Source organism: Lacihabitans sp. LS3-19, assembly GCF_024343575.1.
In the GTDB taxonomy this organism is placed as follows: Bacteria; Bacteroidota; Bacteroidia; order Cytophagales; family Spirosomataceae; genus Leadbetterella.
In genome coordinates this window covers 125,555-142,732 of the sequence record NZ_RJUA01000001.1, presented here as the reverse complement: position 1 = coordinate 142,732, position 17,178 = coordinate 125,555, and the positions used below count along the sequence as shown (strand labels likewise).

The 17,178-nt window shown below is 34.8% G+C and carries 13 protein-coding genes; 11 read left to right on the top strand and 2 right to left on the bottom strand.

The genetic code is table 11. The annotated features are described in order from the left end of the window. Nucleotides 1-62: 62 nt before the first annotated feature. Nucleotides 63-2,033, bottom strand: a complete 1,971-nt coding sequence (locus EGI22_RS00575) for a von Willebrand factor type A domain-containing protein (RefSeq protein WP_255065640.1) — start codon at nt 2,031-2,033, stop codon at nt 63-65. Nucleotides 2,034-2,148: 115 nt separating this feature from the next. Here EGI22_RS00575 and EGI22_RS00570 point away from each other — a divergent pair, with 115 nt between their 5' ends. The 3 genes from EGI22_RS00570 to EGI22_RS00560 all read left to right on the top strand — a co-directional run bounded on the left by EGI22_RS00570 (nt 2,149) and on the right by EGI22_RS00560 (nt 5,099). Then, nucleotides 2,149-2,715: an RNA polymerase sigma factor gene (locus EGI22_RS00570; protein ID WP_255065639.1), complete on the top strand. Its 567-nt coding sequence runs from the start codon at nt 2,149-2,151 to the stop codon at nt 2,713-2,715. After that, nucleotides 2,708-3,916, top strand: coding sequence for a carboxypeptidase-like regulatory domain-containing protein (locus tag EGI22_RS00565; protein ID WP_255065638.1), 1,209 nt, complete (start codon nt 2,708-2,710; stop codon nt 3,914-3,916). The genes EGI22_RS00570 and EGI22_RS00565 overlap by 8 nt, the downstream gene beginning before the upstream one ends. Before the next feature lie 211 nt (nt 3,917-4,127). Beyond that, nucleotides 4,128-5,099, top strand: coding sequence for a DUF4382 domain-containing protein (locus tag EGI22_RS00560; protein ID WP_255065629.1), 972 nt, complete (start codon nt 4,128-4,130; stop codon nt 5,097-5,099). A 61-nt stretch (nt 5,100-5,160) separates the two neighbouring features. On the opposite strand, the gene EGI22_RS00555 is transcribed toward EGI22_RS00560, so the two are convergent. Further along, the gene (locus EGI22_RS00555) at nt 5,161-5,910 is read right to left on the bottom strand and encodes an NIPSNAP family protein (protein WP_255065627.1); all 750 of its coding nucleotides are present in this window, start codon (nt 5,908-5,910) and stop codon (nt 5,161-5,163) included. Between the two features lie 179 nt (nt 5,911-6,089). Between EGI22_RS00555 and mqo the strand changes: the two genes are divergently transcribed. The 8 genes from mqo to mfd all read left to right on the top strand — a co-directional run bounded on the left by mqo (nt 6,090) and on the right by mfd (nt 17,139). Next, a complete protein-coding gene (gene mqo, locus EGI22_RS00550; protein WP_255065626.1) occupies nt 6,090-7,586 on the top strand; it encodes a malate dehydrogenase (quinone) in 1,497 nt (498 codons plus the stop codon). A 130-nt stretch (nt 7,587-7,716) separates the two neighbouring features. Next, the gene (locus EGI22_RS00545) at nt 7,717-8,601 is read left to right on the top strand and encodes a PPK2 family polyphosphate kinase (protein WP_255065621.1); all 885 of its coding nucleotides are present in this window, start codon (nt 7,717-7,719) and stop codon (nt 8,599-8,601) included. A gap of 344 nt (nt 8,602-8,945) precedes the next feature. Then, nucleotides 8,946-9,869 (top strand): cell envelope integrity protein TolA, encoded by a 924-nt coding sequence (locus EGI22_RS00540; RefSeq protein WP_255065619.1) that lies wholly within the window; start codon nt 8,946-8,948, stop codon nt 9,867-9,869. Between the two features lie 116 nt (nt 9,870-9,985). Next, nucleotides 9,986-10,570: a Uma2 family endonuclease gene (locus tag EGI22_RS00535; RefSeq protein WP_255065617.1), complete on the top strand. Its 585-nt coding sequence runs from the start codon at nt 9,986-9,988 to the stop codon at nt 10,568-10,570. 117 nt (nt 10,571-10,687) lie between these two features. Beyond that, nucleotides 10,688-11,272, top strand: coding sequence for a transposase (locus EGI22_RS00530; protein ID WP_255065616.1), 585 nt, complete (start codon nt 10,688-10,690; stop codon nt 11,270-11,272). A gap of 799 nt (nt 11,273-12,071) precedes the next feature. Next, nucleotides 12,072-12,365 (top strand): hypothetical protein, encoded by a 294-nt coding sequence (locus EGI22_RS00525; RefSeq protein ID WP_255065613.1) that lies wholly within the window; start codon nt 12,072-12,074, stop codon nt 12,363-12,365. A gap of 420 nt (nt 12,366-12,785) precedes the next feature. Next, nucleotides 12,786-13,601, top strand: coding sequence for a sugar phosphate isomerase/epimerase (locus EGI22_RS00520; protein WP_255065611.1), 816 nt, complete (start codon nt 12,786-12,788; stop codon nt 13,599-13,601). A 166-nt stretch (nt 13,602-13,767) separates the two neighbouring features. Further along, a complete protein-coding gene (gene mfd, locus EGI22_RS00515; protein ID WP_255065610.1) occupies nt 13,768-17,139 on the top strand; it encodes a transcription-repair coupling factor in 3,372 nt (1,123 codons plus the stop codon). Nucleotides 17,140-17,178 lie beyond the last annotated feature (39 nt).

The window sequence follows — 17,178 nt, the reverse complement described above, 5'->3', positions numbered from 1 at the left end:
CACAAAAAACACCTTCTAATATATTCCAATTAGAAGGCGTTTTCACTAACGCTATTGCCAAATCAATTATCTGCTAATTCGCTCTTTACTAGTAACTTTGCTGTCTTTACCAATTTTATAAATTCCGCCCTATAGCCTTCTTCGTCTTTCCCTTTGGCTTCTTTTGCAATATGGATTACCTGATCATAATTTGCCTTTCCTTTATATTCAGAATCTCGAAGCAAAAGCCCAAACTCAGCAACAGCAGCCGCCATTTTAAAGTTTTCGGAAGTCTTTTCAAAATCTACCGATTTGTCAAATACTACTTTTTGCAAAAGCTGGCTTTTAGAAGCATCTGGGGTTTTGTACCTAAGTTTTATTGTTAATATTTCATCAGAGTTTTCCATCGCCAGTTCCTCTTTTTCGGATTTTACTTTTTGGTATTTCAGTTTATCTATAGATTTCAAATACTCACTTTTTACACCAAAAGGCACTATCTCGTATATGGCCGTAACAGTGTGTCCCGAACCCATTTCGCCGGCATCTTTGCGATCATCATTGAAATCTTCGTTTTGTAACATTCTGTTTTCATAGCCAATTAATCTATAAGCACTTACGTGCTGTGGATTAAACTCCAACTGCAACTTCACGTCTTTTGCTACAGTAAAAAGTGTACCTCCAAACTCACTAACAAACACTTTTTGAGCCTCCTGAAGATTATCGATATAGGCGTAATTTCCATTGCCTTTATCAGCCAAAACCTCCATTTTATTGTCTTTATAGTTTCCCATACCAAAGCCCAACACACTCAAAAACACCCCACTTTCTCTTTTCTTTTCAATCAATGCCTTAAGTTCTTTTTCATTAGAAACACCAACATTGAAATCCCCATCTGAGGCCAAAATCACTCGGTTGTTTCCATCTTTTACAAAATTTTGTTCGGCCATTTTATATGCCAACACAATCCCTTCGCCTCCAGCAGTAGATCCACCTGCTGATAATTTTTCCAAAGCATCTTTTATTTTCGTTTTATCTTTTCCAGAAGTCGGTTCCAAAACTTTTCCTGCTGCCCCAGCATAAACCACAATAGACACTTTGTCTTCTTCTCTAAGCTGATCTACCAACAGGCCAAAACCCTTTTTTACCAATGGCAATTTATTGGCATCTTGCATAGAGCCAGAAACATCTATCAAAAATACTAAGTTTGAAACTGGAAGCTTGTCCGTTTCTACTTTCTTGGCTTGAATCCCAATTTTCAAAAGCTTTAAGCCAGCGTTCCATGGCGAATCAGAATATTCGGTATTTATTGTCACTGGATCTTTACTTTCTGCACTTGGCTGAGGATAATTATAATCAAAATAATTTATCATTTCTTCTATTCTAATAGCATCCTTTGGAGGCATTATGTCATCACTTAGCATTCTTCTTACATTGCTATACCAGGCCCTATCCACATCTATCGAAAACGTCGTCAAAGCATCTTTTTTGACTTCCATAAATGCATTTTCCACGAGCCCATTATATTCTTCATTATTTTCTTTGTCAAAAAGCGTTTTAGATTCATAGGGTCTTCTTTCCGATTTTCTTTTATTATAACTAGGTTTTATATGTACGCCTGCCATTCTACCTTGAAGCTGCTCCACATTGGGCGTAAAGCTTGGAAAATCTTGCCCATAACCATTAATTTTTGTTACCGCACCCGACAAACTACTCTTTCTGACAGTTGAATATCCTATAACCACAACCTCCTCTAGTGCGGCTGCCTCGTAGTCCAAAGAAACATTTATGGTGTCTTTTTTACCCACTTTTACTTCTTTGGTTTTAAATCCAATAAAACTAAAAATCAAAGTGCTTTTTTCGTCTATAACGCCAATTTTGTACTTGCCATTTACGTCTGTAACGGTTCCTGTACTTGTACCTTTCAAAAGTACGGTCACCCCAGGTATGGGCAAACCATCGTCAGATGACAAAACAGTACCAGAAATATTACGATTAGGCGTAAAAGCCCAAATACCAAAAGCAATTGCTAAAAGAATCCAAATTTTCGTTTTCATAATTTTAATTGTTTATTTGTTTTGGATATGGATGCAGCACTTAAATAAAATCCATAAATATTTTTACATTTTTTTCTAAATTGCTCATTATCAAAGATTTTATTGAATCCTATTTATGTTTTTTAAAAGACTAACCAAAGCCCAACCCAAATCTGAAGCCGAACTATTGGCTCAGTATAAGGCTACGGAAAGTCTCGAAATTTTAGGCAATATTTATGAGCCTTACATGGATTTAGTTTTTGCGATATGCTACAAATACCTCCGAAACGAAGAAGAAAGCAAAGATGCTGTGATGCAGATTTTTGAACATTTGATTGAGAAACTTAAAACCCAAAACGTTGAAAACTTCCGCAATTGGCTTCATTCTGTCACTAGAAATCACTGTTTGATGATTTTACGCTCTGCAAAATCCAAAAAATTTGAAGGAGAAATTGTGGAATTAAGCACGGATGAGCATCTAATATATGATGTGTTTGAGATTGACAAAAATTTGACTAAATTAGATGACTGTCTTGAAAAGCTTTCGGATGAACAAAAAGCCAGTATTAAATTGTTTTATTATCAAGAAAAATGTTACCAAGAAATCGTAGAACTAACTGGTTATGAACTTAATAAAGTGAAGAGTTATATCCAAAACGGTAAAAGAAATCTTAAAAACTGTGTTGAAAACAACAATGAGTAAAATAAATAAAAATACCCATCTCGACGCAAAAGATATTAAAAAATACCTTGATGGATCCGCCATAAATAAACACCAAATAGAAAAGAAAACCCTAGAGGACCCATTAACAAACGAAGCCCTAGAAGGATTTGAAATGCTAAAAAAAGACAAAGTTGATGATATAAAAGCCATTTCAGATTTAAAAGCTCGACTGAATAATAGAACCCAAAAGGAGAAAAGTACTATTGTTATCGTTTGGAAAAGCCTAACGATTGCCGCTTCTATAATTTTGATGATTGCAGTTTCTACTTATTTTTTCATTAATAAATATGATACCGAAAACTTAAGTCTAAATAAAGAAAAACCTGCCATTGAAAATGATGAAATAAAAAATAGGAGTGAAGAAATTCAAGATATAGTTAATATTGAAAAAGAACCAACAGAAAAACCAGTAATTCTAAAAAAGAAAGAAGATTTTAAAGAAGAAAAGACTATCTCAAATGAAATTCTTTTAGCAGGAACTGAAGGTGTTGAAACTCCTCTTTCCGACCAGCAAATAGAAAAACCGCATGCCAGAGAAGTCGTTTCCGCACCAACATTATTCGAGTCAAAAACAATAAAAAACACGGTTTATTCTGGAGAAATAGTAGATGCCGAAAACGCTCCGATTCCTGGAGTAAATATTAAACTAAAAAACAAAAACGAAGGTGTTAGCTCAAATGCTAACGGGCAGTTTTTAATAAATAACCTAAAAGAAGGCGAAGTTTTAGAAATAAATATGATAGGCTATGAACCAAAAGAAATAATAGTCAAAAATGAAAACCTTGGTAAAATAATTCTCGAAGAAAATACTTCTTCCCTTTCAGAAGTTGTGGTTACTGCTCAAAGTTCCGCTAAAAAATCAAAAGAACCACAGTCCCTAAACAACCAAGATCCCAAACCAAAAATAGGCTGGACAAACTATGATAATTACTTACTTAATTCGATAAAACAAACTGGAGCGGTTTCAACCCTAAATTTTGACCAAACCATAAGATTTAAAGCTACTATAGAACCTTCGGGAGAAATCTCCAACATCCAAGTAGATGAAAAATCAATTGGAAAAGAAGGTGCTCAAAAGCTCTCTACTACAATAAAAAATGGTCCAAAATGGATTCCTGCAAAAAGGAAAGGGCGAAAAGTCAGAAAGGAGATTGAAAGAGAAATAAATCTAAAAAAATAGTTTTCTATTCTTCATAAAAACTAAATGCTTTATAATCAAAGCTTTAATTTCAAGATTTAGAATTTATTAAACTATCATTTTCCCTGGAACTAACACATGTAATAATTCTTAAGCCTTTTTTAATTTCAAATTAACATGATTTTAACACCTTCATGGCAGTTTTGTTCATCGTTCATAGGTTATTTAAAAATTCATCAAAATTATTACAATTATGAAAACGCTAAAAAACAAAGTATTCTATCTATTAATTCTTTCAATTGTCGGTTTTTCGTGTGACTTAAACATTTTCGAACCAAAATCCGACATTAATGACCCAAATGCTACACAAGGAAATCTCAGCTTGAGCATTACAGATGCACCAATTGACCAAAACGAAATTTCGGGTGCGTTCGTAACCATCTCCGAGATAAAAATTGATGGCAAAACTTACACTGGTTTTACTGGGCCTAAAACCATAAATATCCTCGCTTTGCAAAATGGTAACACCTTAAATCTAGGCCAAGGTGGAGTAGCTGCGGGATCTTACTCCACACTTACTTTAGTTTTAGATGCAGAAAAAGACGAAACAGGAAATGCCCCTGGTTGTTTTTTAACCAAAACAAACGGTGCCAAAGAGCAATTAGAGATTTCGGGAAATGGAAAAACGGAAATCGACCTAAAACCAAAAAACTTTACTGTTACTGAAAATGGAAATACTGAAATAATAATGGATTTTGATCTCAGAAAATCAATTAAATCTAAAAACAATGACTACTCATTTGTAAGTCTTGGCGAACTAAAATCTGCAGTAAGAGCTGAAAACAAGGCACAAACAGGTAAAATTACAGGTAAAATCGAGAATTACTCAGCCGTAAAATCTGACGTTATAGTTTATGTCTATAAAAAGGGCCAATTCAATTCAACTTCCGAAATAAACGGTCAAGGATCAAGCGATATAAAATTTGCAAATGCTATAACAAGTGCCAAAGTAGATGCAAATGGTAACTTCACTCTTGCGTTTTTACCAACTGGAAATTATGAAATCCATTGTGAAAAACCAGACAAAAGTGCATCATTAGGCTTGGGAATCAATACTTTACTTGACATAAACAGTGCTATAGATTTAAAAGCAGTTGGAGTAAATGCAGGAACTCAAACTAACCTGTCATTAAATATAAAACTTTCCGGTATTCTGGGAATTTAATTTGGGGTCGACATTAAATAAAAAGAGGCAGAACGATCATTCTGCCTCTTTTCTTTTTATTTTATTTTATTTTTGAAAAATCCGTTGGCTTCATATAAATAGAGTCCACTCTTTCTACAATTTTACCAGAGGCTTCTGAAGCATCCTTAACTTTTATCCAGTTAGGATCTGCTCTAAAATCCGCCCATGATTTTTTAGCCGATTCTGCATCTTTGTGGGCAATAAAATAAAGCAATGTTGGCTGAGCTCCATCTTTTTCGATAGTCTCAAAATACATCACATTTTCCATTCCACTTTTTTCAAACAACTTTCTGGTATGATCTCTAAATCTGGCTACGATATTGGGGTATTTATCAGGAAAACAAATATAATTCCTCATCTCAAACAACCTTTCGGGATTTGCTTGCTTAAACTTAATTTTCTTCGTTAATTCCGAATTTAAAGTCATAAATTTTGACTCCACTTTCGCCACTATTTTACCACTTTCTTCCGATTTTTTTGCTACTTCCTTCCATTCAGGATCTGCACCAAAAGCTTTCCAAGAGGCATCACGAGCTTCTTTGCTTGGATACGCCAAAATATAATAAAGCACGTTGTTGCCTTCTGTGGTTGGCGTCCAATAGCCAATGTTTTCCATACCATGTTTCTCAAAAATTTTTGTGGTATGGTCTCTAAATCTGGTCAAGAGGTTCGGTAAGCGACCTTCATGACAATAATAAATACGTAGTTCATAGTATTTTGAAGGCTTTGCTTTAGAAAATGCCATGGTACTTAGCATTGTAAATAAAAATAAAATCAGTAGTTTTTTCATTGAAATAATTTAGGTTGAATTGAAAATGAACGTAAAAATACTCTTTTTGAAGATTTCTTTTACTTTTTATTAATATTGTTTAAAATAACATTCTTAGAATTTTAAAAATAAAATTTTCTTTTTAAAAAACTGTTCTAAAATAAAGTATTTTAAGTCTATTTTTTGAAAAATTTACAACAATGACTACAAACAATACCCAAAACCATGCTGACGTAATCCTAGTTGGCGGCGGAATAATGAGTGCAACCTTAGGATTACTTATAAAAGAACTTCAACCTAATTTAAAAATAATAATCCTTGAAAGATTACCAAAAGTAGCAGAAGAAAGCTCAAGTGCTTGGAACAACGCTGGCACAGGCCATTCTGCTTTGTGCGAACTCAACTATACGCCAGAAGACGAAAACGGTAACATCAACATTTCGAAAGCTCTCAAAATTTTTGAGTCATTTCAATATTCCAAAGAATTTTGGGCATATTTAGTACAAAAAAGTATCATTAAAAACCCTGGCAGCTTCATAAAAACAGTTCCTCACATGAGTTTTGTTAGAGGAAAAGAAAACGTAGAGTTTCTTAAAAAAAGACAAGCGATTTTATCTAAAACTCCAGGCTTCGATACAATGCTTTTTAGTAAAAATCCTGAAGAAATTAAAAAATGGATACCGCTTGTAATGGTAGGCAGAAGCAAAAAAGAAGTGGTGGCCGCAACATATATAGAAAAAGGTACAGATGTAAACTTTGGTAGCCTAACCACACAAATTTTTGATTATTTAAAAACGCAAAAAAATGTCAAATTACGGCTAAGTCACGAAGTGCAAGATATTGAAAGAGAAGATGATAAAACATGGAAACTGACGGTTGACAACCTAGCTACCAAAAAGAAAAACCGAAAAGAGTTTTTTGGCAAATTCGTTTTTGTTGGGGCTGGGGGAGGAGCTTTAAATATTCTTGAAAAATCCGATATTGAGGAAAACGACGGTTATGCAGGTTTTCCTGTAAGTGGGCAATGGCTCCGCTGCATAAATCCAAAAATCATCAAAAAACACCAAGCCAAAGTATACGGAAAAGCTGAAATAGGTGCTCCACCTATGTCGGTTCCTCACTTGGATAGCCGTATGATCGATGGTAAAAAAGAGTTGCTTTTTGGTCCTTTTGCCGGTTTTACCACAAAGTTTCTAAAAGAGGGTTCATTGCTAGACTTAGCAAAATCCATAAACCTTTCAAATATTGTGCCTTTGGTGCAGGTGGGATTGCATAATTTTGACCTTACAAAATATCTAATAGAACAAGTAATCCAATCACCAGAAGACCGCTTGGAAGCATTGCAAACTTACTATCCAAAAGCAAAACTAGAGGATTGGGAATTGCTAGTGGCAGGCCAAAGGGTACAAGTTATTAAGGATGATCCAGAAAAAGGAGGCGTTTTGGAGTTTGGAACTGAGATGGTAAGTTCGGCAGATGGCTCAATTGCCGCATTATTGGGTGCGTCTCCTGGTGCATCTACATCGGTATATATTTTGTTAAAAGTATTAAAAAAGTGTTATCCCGCGGAATATGAAAGCCCTAAATGGAAAAATAAGTTAAAGAAGATGATACCAACAATTAATCAAAATATTATAGAAAATTTCAATAAATTTGAGAAAATTAACCAAAAGACAAATGCCATTTTGGAGCTTTAATTCAACCCAAGCAAATGTTTGTATGGTCAATGTTTGTGTTGCCAATGATTGTGTGGCGAATGTTTCTGTCCCCACAAACATCATGAAACAAACATCAAAAATCATTATTTAAATCAAAAAAAATTAGAATATGAAAAACTTCAAAATAGAAGACTATCAAATAACAGGAAAACAAAAATTCAAAATAAATAAATCTTCCACGAAAGTTGATGATTTTTACGATACAAAAGAAGAATACGAATCCATGTTAACAGACTTACAATCAGAAATGGACGAACTCCAAAGTATGATGTATGCTCATAATAAATACGGCGTTTTAGCTATCTTCCAAGCCATGGATGCCGCAGGAAAAGATGGAACCATGAAGGCTGTTTTCAAAGGTGTTCATCCATTGGGCCTGAGTTTTTATTCATTCAAAAGACCATCAGAAAACGAGCTTAACCACGATTATATGTGGAGATGTTACAAAGAACTACCCGAAAGAGGCAAACTTCAAGTTTTCAATCGTTCATATTACGAAGAGGTTTTGGTAGTCAAAGTACATCCCGAAATCCTTCAGAATTATCAAAAAATTCCTGACGAACTCAAAGGTGAAGACGTTTGGAAAAACCGTTATCTTGATATCAAAAACTTCGAAGATTATTTATCTAGAAATGGCATAATGGTTGTAAAATTCTTTTTGAATGTTTCAAAAGAAGAACAAGGCAATAGGTTGATAGAACGCATAGAAGACATCAACAAAAACTGGAAATTTGAAGAAGGCGACATAAAAGAAAGAGCACTTTGGAACGAATACCAAGATGCTTATGAAGAAATGATAAACGAAACCGCTACCAAAGAAAACCCATGGTATGCAGTACCTGCCGACGACAAAAAAAATATGCGTTTGATAGTGGCCAAAATAATGGCAGAAAACCTCAAAACATTAAAAATGAATTATCCCGAACCAGACGAGGCTCGTAAACAAACACTATTAAGCTTAATAGATACTATAAAACAACAAAATTTAGAGTGATTAAATAAAGGTTTGTACCTAAAATCAGACCTTAAAACAGCAAAATTTGGTGTAACAAAATTTTCCTAAATTGTGAAATATACTAAGTTCACACCGAGCAAAGGTCATAAAGCTATTCGAAATGGCTCTAAGCGATGGCCAGCCCGTAACTGAAATATTTATTAACAAAATTTAGAAAAGCAGTTACCCAATAATTTAGAAAAAAAACGTAGAAAAAGCAGATTTAAAAATTAACAACACCCAAAATTAATTCTATTTTGTAAACACCTTTTGGGGCATAAACGAAATACTCTACGTTTTTTTTCTTATTTTAGTCTAAACTTTAAATATTTCATCCAATTCACATGAGCAAAGACGAAACCATAAAGTCGATATTTAGAAAAATAAACCTAAAAGACGGCGTTTCCTTGAGTGATTTCAAGAAAAGCCTAGTTCATATAAGTGTTTACGAAGCCCAAAATCAGAAAAACCCAGGAAACTCCAGATATGTGTTTTTAGGTATGTATGCATTCAAAGGTTTTCTTGCAGATCTAGTATCAAAATACATCGCAGGTAATGGAAAACAGCTTCAACAATACCTTGGCAATGTCTTCTCTAATGACAGACTGAGTGAGATTTTTGACACATTAAATCTTCAAAAAGTTGTAAGCCTCCACCCCAGCTTAAAGCTTGAAAACCTCAAACACATATTCGCCTTATCATACTTAGGTTTTTTATATGAAAATGCTCAAAAAGAGTACATTAAGGAAATTTCTCTTAAATATTTCATAAACACCTCGGAACACTTCTTACCGAAAGTTCATGCCTTAAATACTATAGAAATTCTAAAGGCAAAAGCCGAAGAAATTTTGAAGCAGAAGATAACGTTTTTGCATTCAAGCATAGAAACAGAAAACCAGGTTTTGTTTAAAACCCAAGTTTTATTAAATTTGACTGGCCCAATAGCCGAGCATAGTAGCGTTAGCCAACTTTATGCCAAGAAAAAGGCAATCAAAATAGCTTTAAAGTACATTCTTGAAAAAGAAGCCGAAAAACCTGAATACAAAATTTTTATTGAGAAACAAAAAATAGCCGAAGAAGAAAAACAAAAGAGAGAAAAAGCAGAAAAACAGAAAAAACATCTAGCATTTATAAAAGAAAAAAGAGAGAAAAGAGAAATAGAAAAAGAAATTAAAAGAAAAGAAGCAAAAGAAAGGGAAATAAGGAGGGTGCTAAACAAACAAAACGCAAAAAACAGAAAAGCATCATCTCCAAAAACAGAAAAATAACGCAAGCGGCAGTAGTGTAGTGGTTAGCACACAGGCCTTCAAAGCCTGCGGGGCATCTCCAGTGTCCAGGGGTGGGTTCGAATCCCATCTGCCGCTCAATTTATATAATGAATAAAATGGAAATTACCAGTTTAAGCCAACTGGATCTTGAAAAGACATACAGCTATGCTGATTATTTCTCGTGGAAATTTCAAGAGAGGGTAGAACTACTGAAAGGAAAAATATTAAAAATGTCGCCCGCACCTAGCCGGCAACACCAAAAAATTTCATCCGACATCGGTTTTGCATTTAGAAAGCACCTAGAAGGCCAACTTTGTCAGGTATTTTATGCTCCTTTTGACGTTAGGTTAGAAGGTCTAAAAGACGACAGAAAAGCTAAAAACGTTGTTCAGCCTGATATTTCTGTGGTTTGTGATTTAAGAAAACTCGACGACAAAGGTTGTAATGGTGCCCCTGAACTCATCGTAGAGATACTTTCTCCCGGCAACACAAAAAAAGAAATGAAATACAAATTTGAACTTTACGAAGCGGCAGGTGTAGAGGAGTATTGGATAGTAGACCCCACCGAAAAAGTAATCTGGCAATACTTTTTGGAAAACAATCAGTTTGTAAATCGCCGCCCTTTGATAGAAGAAGACACACTAACCTCAAGAGTTTTGACAAGGTTTTCTTTGGCATTGGGAAGTGTATTTAAAGACTGATTTTTATAAATTCAGGTCAGACCGACCAGGTCAGCACCAAAGGTCAGACCGACATACTCAGGTCAGTACCAAAATTCAAACAGGCAAAAAAATATTTTATATAAAACCTATAATACCATGCCCCTATTCCCCAATTCAATTTACCACATCTATAACCAAGGCAACAATAAAGAACGAATATTTATAGAAACGGCAGACTACCAAAGATTCACAGAAAAACTCCGCTTTTGGTTAAAACCAAATTGTGATTTATTGGCTTTTTGTTTGATGCCAAATCACTTTCATATTTTGATACAAACCAATGAGAAAAGTCTAGAAAGCATCAAAATAGGTAGTTTAAATTTAACCCTGTTGAGCAACGGTATTCGGCTTTTACTTAGTGAATATGCACAAGAGTTCAATAAAAAATACAAAAGGACTGGTTCTTTATTTAGGCAAAAAACCAAATATAAATTAGTAGATAACGGTGACCCGAAATATATAAAACAAGTGTTTAAATATGTATTGGCTAACCCTCTAGAAGCCAAAATGGTATCAAATCTTAAAAATTGGACACACAGTTCTTTTTTAGACCAATTAAATGAAAACGAGGGAGGAGTTTGTGATTTAAAGATTTCAAAAGAAGTATTTCAATACACTAATACAGACCTCGAAGATATTGCAAATGGATATGATGATATTTTATATTTGAAGGATTTCTAAACAGTGTCAGTACCAAAGGTCAGACACTAATCCGCTCCAATAGTGTCAGCACCGAAGGTCAGACATTGATTCGCTCCAATAGTGTCAGCACCGATGGTCAGACACTGATCCCCTCCAAAAGTGTCAGCACCGATGGTCAGACACTGATCTTTGTCCGGTCTGACCTGCGGTTCTGACCTACATTACCAAAACCGCTCCAATAGTGTCAGCACCGAAGGTCAGACACTGATCTTTGTCCAGTCTGATCTGCGGTGCTGACCTACATTCTCCGAAAAACAAATTCTCTCTCAAAAATTTTGCAAATCTAAAAAACAATCCTATATTCGTTTTTACATTCAGTTCTTTGAAACCTTTTCTGATGAAAATCAGAATTTAGAAACAAAACGTTTTATTCGCTCCGCCCATAGGTTTTATTCGGCTTCATGAGGTTTAAGAGTAGAAAAATGCACAAGACACCCTATATTCGGTGAGATTTTGGGCAAGTAGAACTTTAAGAGTGCTTGCAGGGATGCAACATAAAGAATTTTCCAACTACCAATCTAGAATAAGCCAAAAAATAGAATATAAGCAAGCTACCTCTACTGTGGAGAGGGCAGAGGGTGAGGTTCATTATTAATAAAGCAAGTTTCAGGATATAAAAAGAATGGTTTTAAATTTTATTAAAAAAATGAAAAACAAAATTTTGGGATACTGACCTGCTCCGATGTCTACCTTAGACACAAATAACAACATCTCAGAAAAAGCAATAATGACTGATTGACAAAGCACAGAAACTAGTAAGCTAGGTAGTTATACTAAAATGGCTGTAGCGTCTATTTTGTTAGGAGCAATGACTCCATCTATTACTAGTTGCGAAAAAGATGCACCTAATCCAAGTGGAGGAGTAGTGACCCCAGTAATAACATATAAAGAATACACCGTAACTCCTAAACTAGGTGAGATATATTTTACATTACCTGACGGCACAAAAATTGCTGCTGATACTTTGGTTCAATTCAAAGTAAAGGAAAATCCTAACACCGGCTCTAAAGATATAAAACTTCAATTTGATGCTATTAAATTAAAAACATCAATAGAAAATATTCTTATTTGACTTAAGAATCATTATATGTGAATCTTGGATCAGGCTGTCGTATTGCAATTCTCTAAGATTTTGCAAGACTGAAGTGAGAAGGAATTTGCTTCTACATTAGCATTTACGGAAAAATACAAATCTTGAACAACGGCTGTATGAATTAATCAGTTGGAGGATATTATTAAAAATAAATCAAGTAATAATCAAATATTATCGTGGGTTGATCTTGTTAATCTTGCATGATGATCTGCGGCTACCTCTGGAAATACAACTGTTGAAACTTGAGAAAAAATCCAAATCACTTTAAAATGATATATAAAATCTTCAGAATTTAATTGATTTACAAGTCCTACAGTTTTAAAATTTCAATTTTAAATACTCACCGAAGGTCAGACCTCAGAAGAAAACAAATAGTTTTTCCTAAAATTCAACCCAAAAATGAAAAGAAATCAATTTATTAAAACCCTCGGAATAAGCACATTGGCACTAAGCACTAAAGCAAACTTCCAGAAACCCTACGAATTCCAAGGACTAAAAATAGGTTTGGCGTCCTACACCTTGCGGAAATATTCATTAGACCAAGTCATAGAAATAATGAAACGCTTGGCTATTAAAGACGTCTGCCTCAAAAACTTTCATTTACCCTTTGATGCATCTGCAGATGAACTCAAGAGCATTTCAGAAAAAATGAAATCCAATGGCCTAAACCTCTATGCGGCTGGGGTAATCTACATGAAAACCAACGAAGAAGTAGAAAAATACTTCAAATATGCCCAAAATGCGGGCGTTAAAATGATTGTTGGTGCTCCGGAGCATCATGTATTGCAGAAAGTGGAAGAAATGGTGAAAGCCACAGATATAAAAATAGCCATCCATAACCATGGTCCTGAGGACAAAATCTTCCCATCTCCAGCAAGCATCTATGAAAAAATCAAAAACATGGATGCCAGAATAGGCCTTTGTATTGACACTGGGCATACTTTTAGACTTAATGAAGACCCCGCTGCTGAATTTAGAAAATATCGAGACAGACTCTTTGACCTCCATCTTAAAGACCTCGATAGTCGAAATGCAAAAGCCGAAAATGTAGAAATTGGCCGAGGAGCAATGAACATTCCGTTGTACATTCAAGTGCTAAAAGAACTTAAATATGAAGGTATTCTCAGTGTCGAATATGAAAGAGATGCCGAAAATGCAGCTTATGGCCTAACCGAATCTGTTGGATATCTTAGAGGAATCTTGCGAATGTCTTGACAATTTAAAAAAACAAAATTCCTTCAAAATCATCTTTCTTAGTATCTTTGCCTTAGTTTTCACTTTGGCAGACAAACTGTCTGTATTGTTGAGTGCTTTTCAATAATAAATTTTTAGAACGGTAATAAATCAATAAAAGACTTTTACCACAAGAAACGGACTTCATTTGAACTCACAGGATTTCCTAAAAATATACACCGAAGACAGTTTTGTCCAGAATTTGATTCTGGCTCAAAAAACTCACCCTAATTTACACCTAGAAGGCACATCTGGGAGTCTTGATGCAGTTTTAGCTGCGGCAGTATTTCAAAAAGACCCGCATACGACACTCATTATTCAATCAGATAAAGAAGACGCCCTCTATTTTTTTAATGACCTCCAAAATATCTTTGGCTTTGAAAGTCCAAATATCGCCTATTTCCCAGCTTCGTTTAAAAGACCGTACGAATACGAAGAAATAGATAATGCGAATGTTATACAAAGAGCTGAGCTGCTAAATAAACTAAACAACTCCTCAGAACCTCTTTTAATCGTAAGCTATCCTGAAGCAATTGCAGAAAAAGTTATTAGCAAAAAAACTCTTGTAGCCAACACTTTACGTATAAAAGTAGGGGACACCCTAGATTTGAATTTCGTAACCGAAATGTTGGTTTCCTACGATTTCGAAAAGACAGATTTTGTATACGAACCTGGCCAATTTGCTATTCGTGGTGGTATTTTTGACGTATATTCTTATGCTGCAGATACGCCATACAGAGTAGAGCTCTTTGGCGATGAAATAGAAAGTATCCGTATTTTTGACACTGAAACCCAGCTTTCTAATCAAAATATTGAAGCCATAAGTATTGTGCCTAACATTCACGAAAAACTCCGTTTCGAGGAAACAGTACCTATTTTTAGTTTCATTCCCGAAAAATCTACTTTTTGGATAAAAGACTTTGCCTTTATTTTGGATAGGGTAGACGAAAACTTAAATAGAATCACTGAAATATATGATACAAACCAGGCAAAAGGTGGTGATATCAATTTATTGTTAAAACCTGATCATTCATTTTTAACAAAAAAACAAGTTTCTGATTTTATAAAAAACTATTCAATCGTTGAATTTGGTAGAAAAAGTCAATTCAAAGGTTCAGAAAAAATAACATATTCTTCTAAGCCACAACCTTCTTTTCACAAAGATTTCACGCTACTAATCAATGATATAGCTGAAAACCAAAGCAATGGCTACAGCTGCTATATAAGTTCGGCATCACTAAAACAGCTCAATAGACTCGAAACCATTTTTACAGAAATCAACCCAACTATTCGATTTCTTTCGGTTTATACCAATTTAAGAGAAGGCTTTATTGACGTACAAAACAAAATTCTGGTTTATACCGACCACCAGATATTCGAAAGACTCAATCGTTTCAAAGAAAAAGACCGACATTCAAAGTCCAAAGCTCTAACAATAAAAGAGTTAAAAACCTTACAAACAGGAGATTACGTTACTCACGTTGATTATGGAATTGGCCGTTTTGCCGGAATGGAAACCATAGATGTTGGTGGTAAAAAACAAGAAGCCATAAGATTGGTTTACAAAGACAACGACCTTTTGTATATCAACATCCACAGTTTACACAAAATCGCCAAATATTCGGGCAAAGAAGGCGATGCTCCAAACATGAGCAAACTGGGCTCGGGAGATTGGGAAAACAAAAAATCTAAAGCCAAAAGGCAAGTAAAAGACATAGCCAAAGAACTAATTGCCCTTTATGCCAAGAGGAGAGAGGTTCATGGTTTTGCTTTTTCACCAGATACTTACCTTCAAATAGAACTAGAGTCGTCTTTTATGTATGAAGACACACCTGACCAGGCCTCTGCTACTGCCAAAGTTAAAGAAGATATGGAAAAACCATATCCAATGGACAGACTTGTCTGTGGTGATGTGGGCTTTGGTAAAACTGAAGTTGCGATTAGGGCAGCATTTAAAGCCGTAAATGACTCCAAACAAGTGGCCATTTTGGTGCCTACTACTATTTTGGCTATGCAGCATCACCGTACATTTTCTGAAAGACTAGCAAAAATGCCTGTAAACGTAGATTATTTGAATAGATTTAAATCTGCAGCAGACAACACCAAAACTCTGAAAGGTCTAAAAGAAGGCAAAGTAGATATAGTAATAGGCACGCATAAGCTACTTAACAAAAACATAGAATTTAAAAACCTCGGACTTCTAATAATAGATGAAGAACAAAAATTTGGGGTAAAGTCAAAAGACAGAATCAAAGAGCTCAAACTCAATGTGGATGTTTTAACGCTTACAGCCACGCCAATCCCTCGAACTCTCCATTTTTCACTTATGGGTGCTAGAGATTTGTCCGTTATTGCTACTCCACCAGCCAATAGACAACCAGTAACTACACAAGTCGAAGTTTTCAAAGAAGAAATAATTCGAGATGCTATTAGCTATGAGCTGAATAGGGGAGGACAAGTATTTTTTGTTCATAACAGAGTAAATGACATTGAGTCTATTGCAAATATCATCTATAGATTAGTTCCCGAAGCCAAAATAGGTGTGGCACATGGCCAAATGGAAGGAGATAAACTTGAAAAAGTGATGATGCGTTTCATTGAAAATGAGATAAACATCTTGATTTCCACCAATATCATTGAGTCTGGACTTGATATTCCAAACGCCAACACTATCATTATTAATCAAGCCCACATGTTTGGGCTTTCCGATCTTCACCAAATGCGGGGTAGGGTAGGGCGATCAAACAAAAAAGCCTATTGCTTTCTCCTGGGACCACCATCATCTGGACTTACCAAAGATGCTCGCAAAAGACTTCAAACTCTCGAAGAGTTCACAGATTTAGGTGATGGCTTCAAAGTTGCCATGCGAGATTTGGATATTCGTGGAGCAGGTAATCTTTTAGGTGCCGAGCAAAGTGGCTTTGTAAACGACTTAGGATACGATATGTACCATAAAATCCTTGATGAAGCCGTTTCTGAATTAAAAGAAAATGAATTTAAGAGTCTTTTTGAAGGCGAGTTATCTCAGAAAACTTTCAAAATTGAAGATTGCCAAATAGAAACCGACCTTCAAATTTTAATACCAGAATATTACATCGCAAACATTTCAGAAAGACTTTCGGTGTATAATTCCATCGATGATTTAAAAAATGAGGAAGAACTCAGTAATTTTTCAAAATCTTTGGTAGATAGGTTTGGAAAATTACCAACTGAGGTAGAAGAACTTTTTAGGGTCGTAAAAGTGCGTTGGAAGGCTGAATTCATAGGTTTTGAAAAAATAACACTTAAAAATAATATCCTCAAAGGATATTTCGTTTCAGAAAAGCACCAAGATTATTATCAAACGGATAAGTTTGGCAAAATTCTTGATTACATAAAATTGCATCCAAAAGAGTGCAGTTTGAAACAAATCAAAGACAAATTAATATTTTCTGCAGAGAATGCTCATAATATTAACAATATCAATGCGTTGTTTGATAAAATTGTTGCTCACATAGGCGATGATAAAAGTTCTAGTTAAAAAATTTAAACTATTTTTGTGTTTTAATTCGCAGAAAAC

Bases quoted from the DNA above. Each gene is read 5' to 3' on its own strand.
- EGI22_RS00575 (WP_255065640.1), bottom strand. From the start codon at position 2,033: ATGAAAACGAAAATTTGGATTCTTTTAGCAATTGCTTTTGGTATTTGG.
- EGI22_RS00530 (WP_255065616.1), top strand. From the start codon at position 10,688: ATGCCCCTATTCCCCAATTCAATTTACCACATCTATAACCAAGGCAAC.
- EGI22_RS00525 (WP_255065613.1), top strand. From the start codon at position 12,072: ATGGCTGTAGCGTCTATTTTGTTAGGAGCAATGACTCCATCTATTACT.
- mqo (WP_255065626.1), top strand. From the start codon at position 6,090: ATGACTACAAACAATACCCAAAACCATGCTGACGTAATCCTAGTTGGC.
- EGI22_RS00520 (WP_255065611.1), top strand. From the start codon at position 12,786: ATGAAAAGAAATCAATTTATTAAAACCCTCGGAATAAGCACATTGGCA.
- EGI22_RS00555 (WP_255065627.1), bottom strand. From the start codon at position 5,910: ATGAAAAAACTACTGATTTTATTTTTATTTACAATGCTAAGTACCATG.
- EGI22_RS00545 (WP_255065621.1), top strand. From the start codon at position 7,717: ATGAAAAACTTCAAAATAGAAGACTATCAAATAACAGGAAAACAAAAA.
- EGI22_RS00570 (WP_255065639.1), top strand. From the start codon at position 2,149: ATGTTTTTTAAAAGACTAACCAAAGCCCAACCCAAATCTGAAGCCGAA.
- EGI22_RS00535 (WP_255065617.1), top strand. From the start codon at position 9,986: ATGGAAATTACCAGTTTAAGCCAACTGGATCTTGAAAAGACATACAGC.
- EGI22_RS00565 (WP_255065638.1), top strand. From the start codon at position 2,708: ATGAGTAAAATAAATAAAAATACCCATCTCGACGCAAAAGATATTAAA.
- EGI22_RS00540 (WP_255065619.1), top strand. From the start codon at position 8,946: ATGAGCAAAGACGAAACCATAAAGTCGATATTTAGAAAAATAAACCTA.
- EGI22_RS00560 (WP_255065629.1), top strand. From the start codon at position 4,128: ATGAAAACGCTAAAAAACAAAGTATTCTATCTATTAATTCTTTCAATT.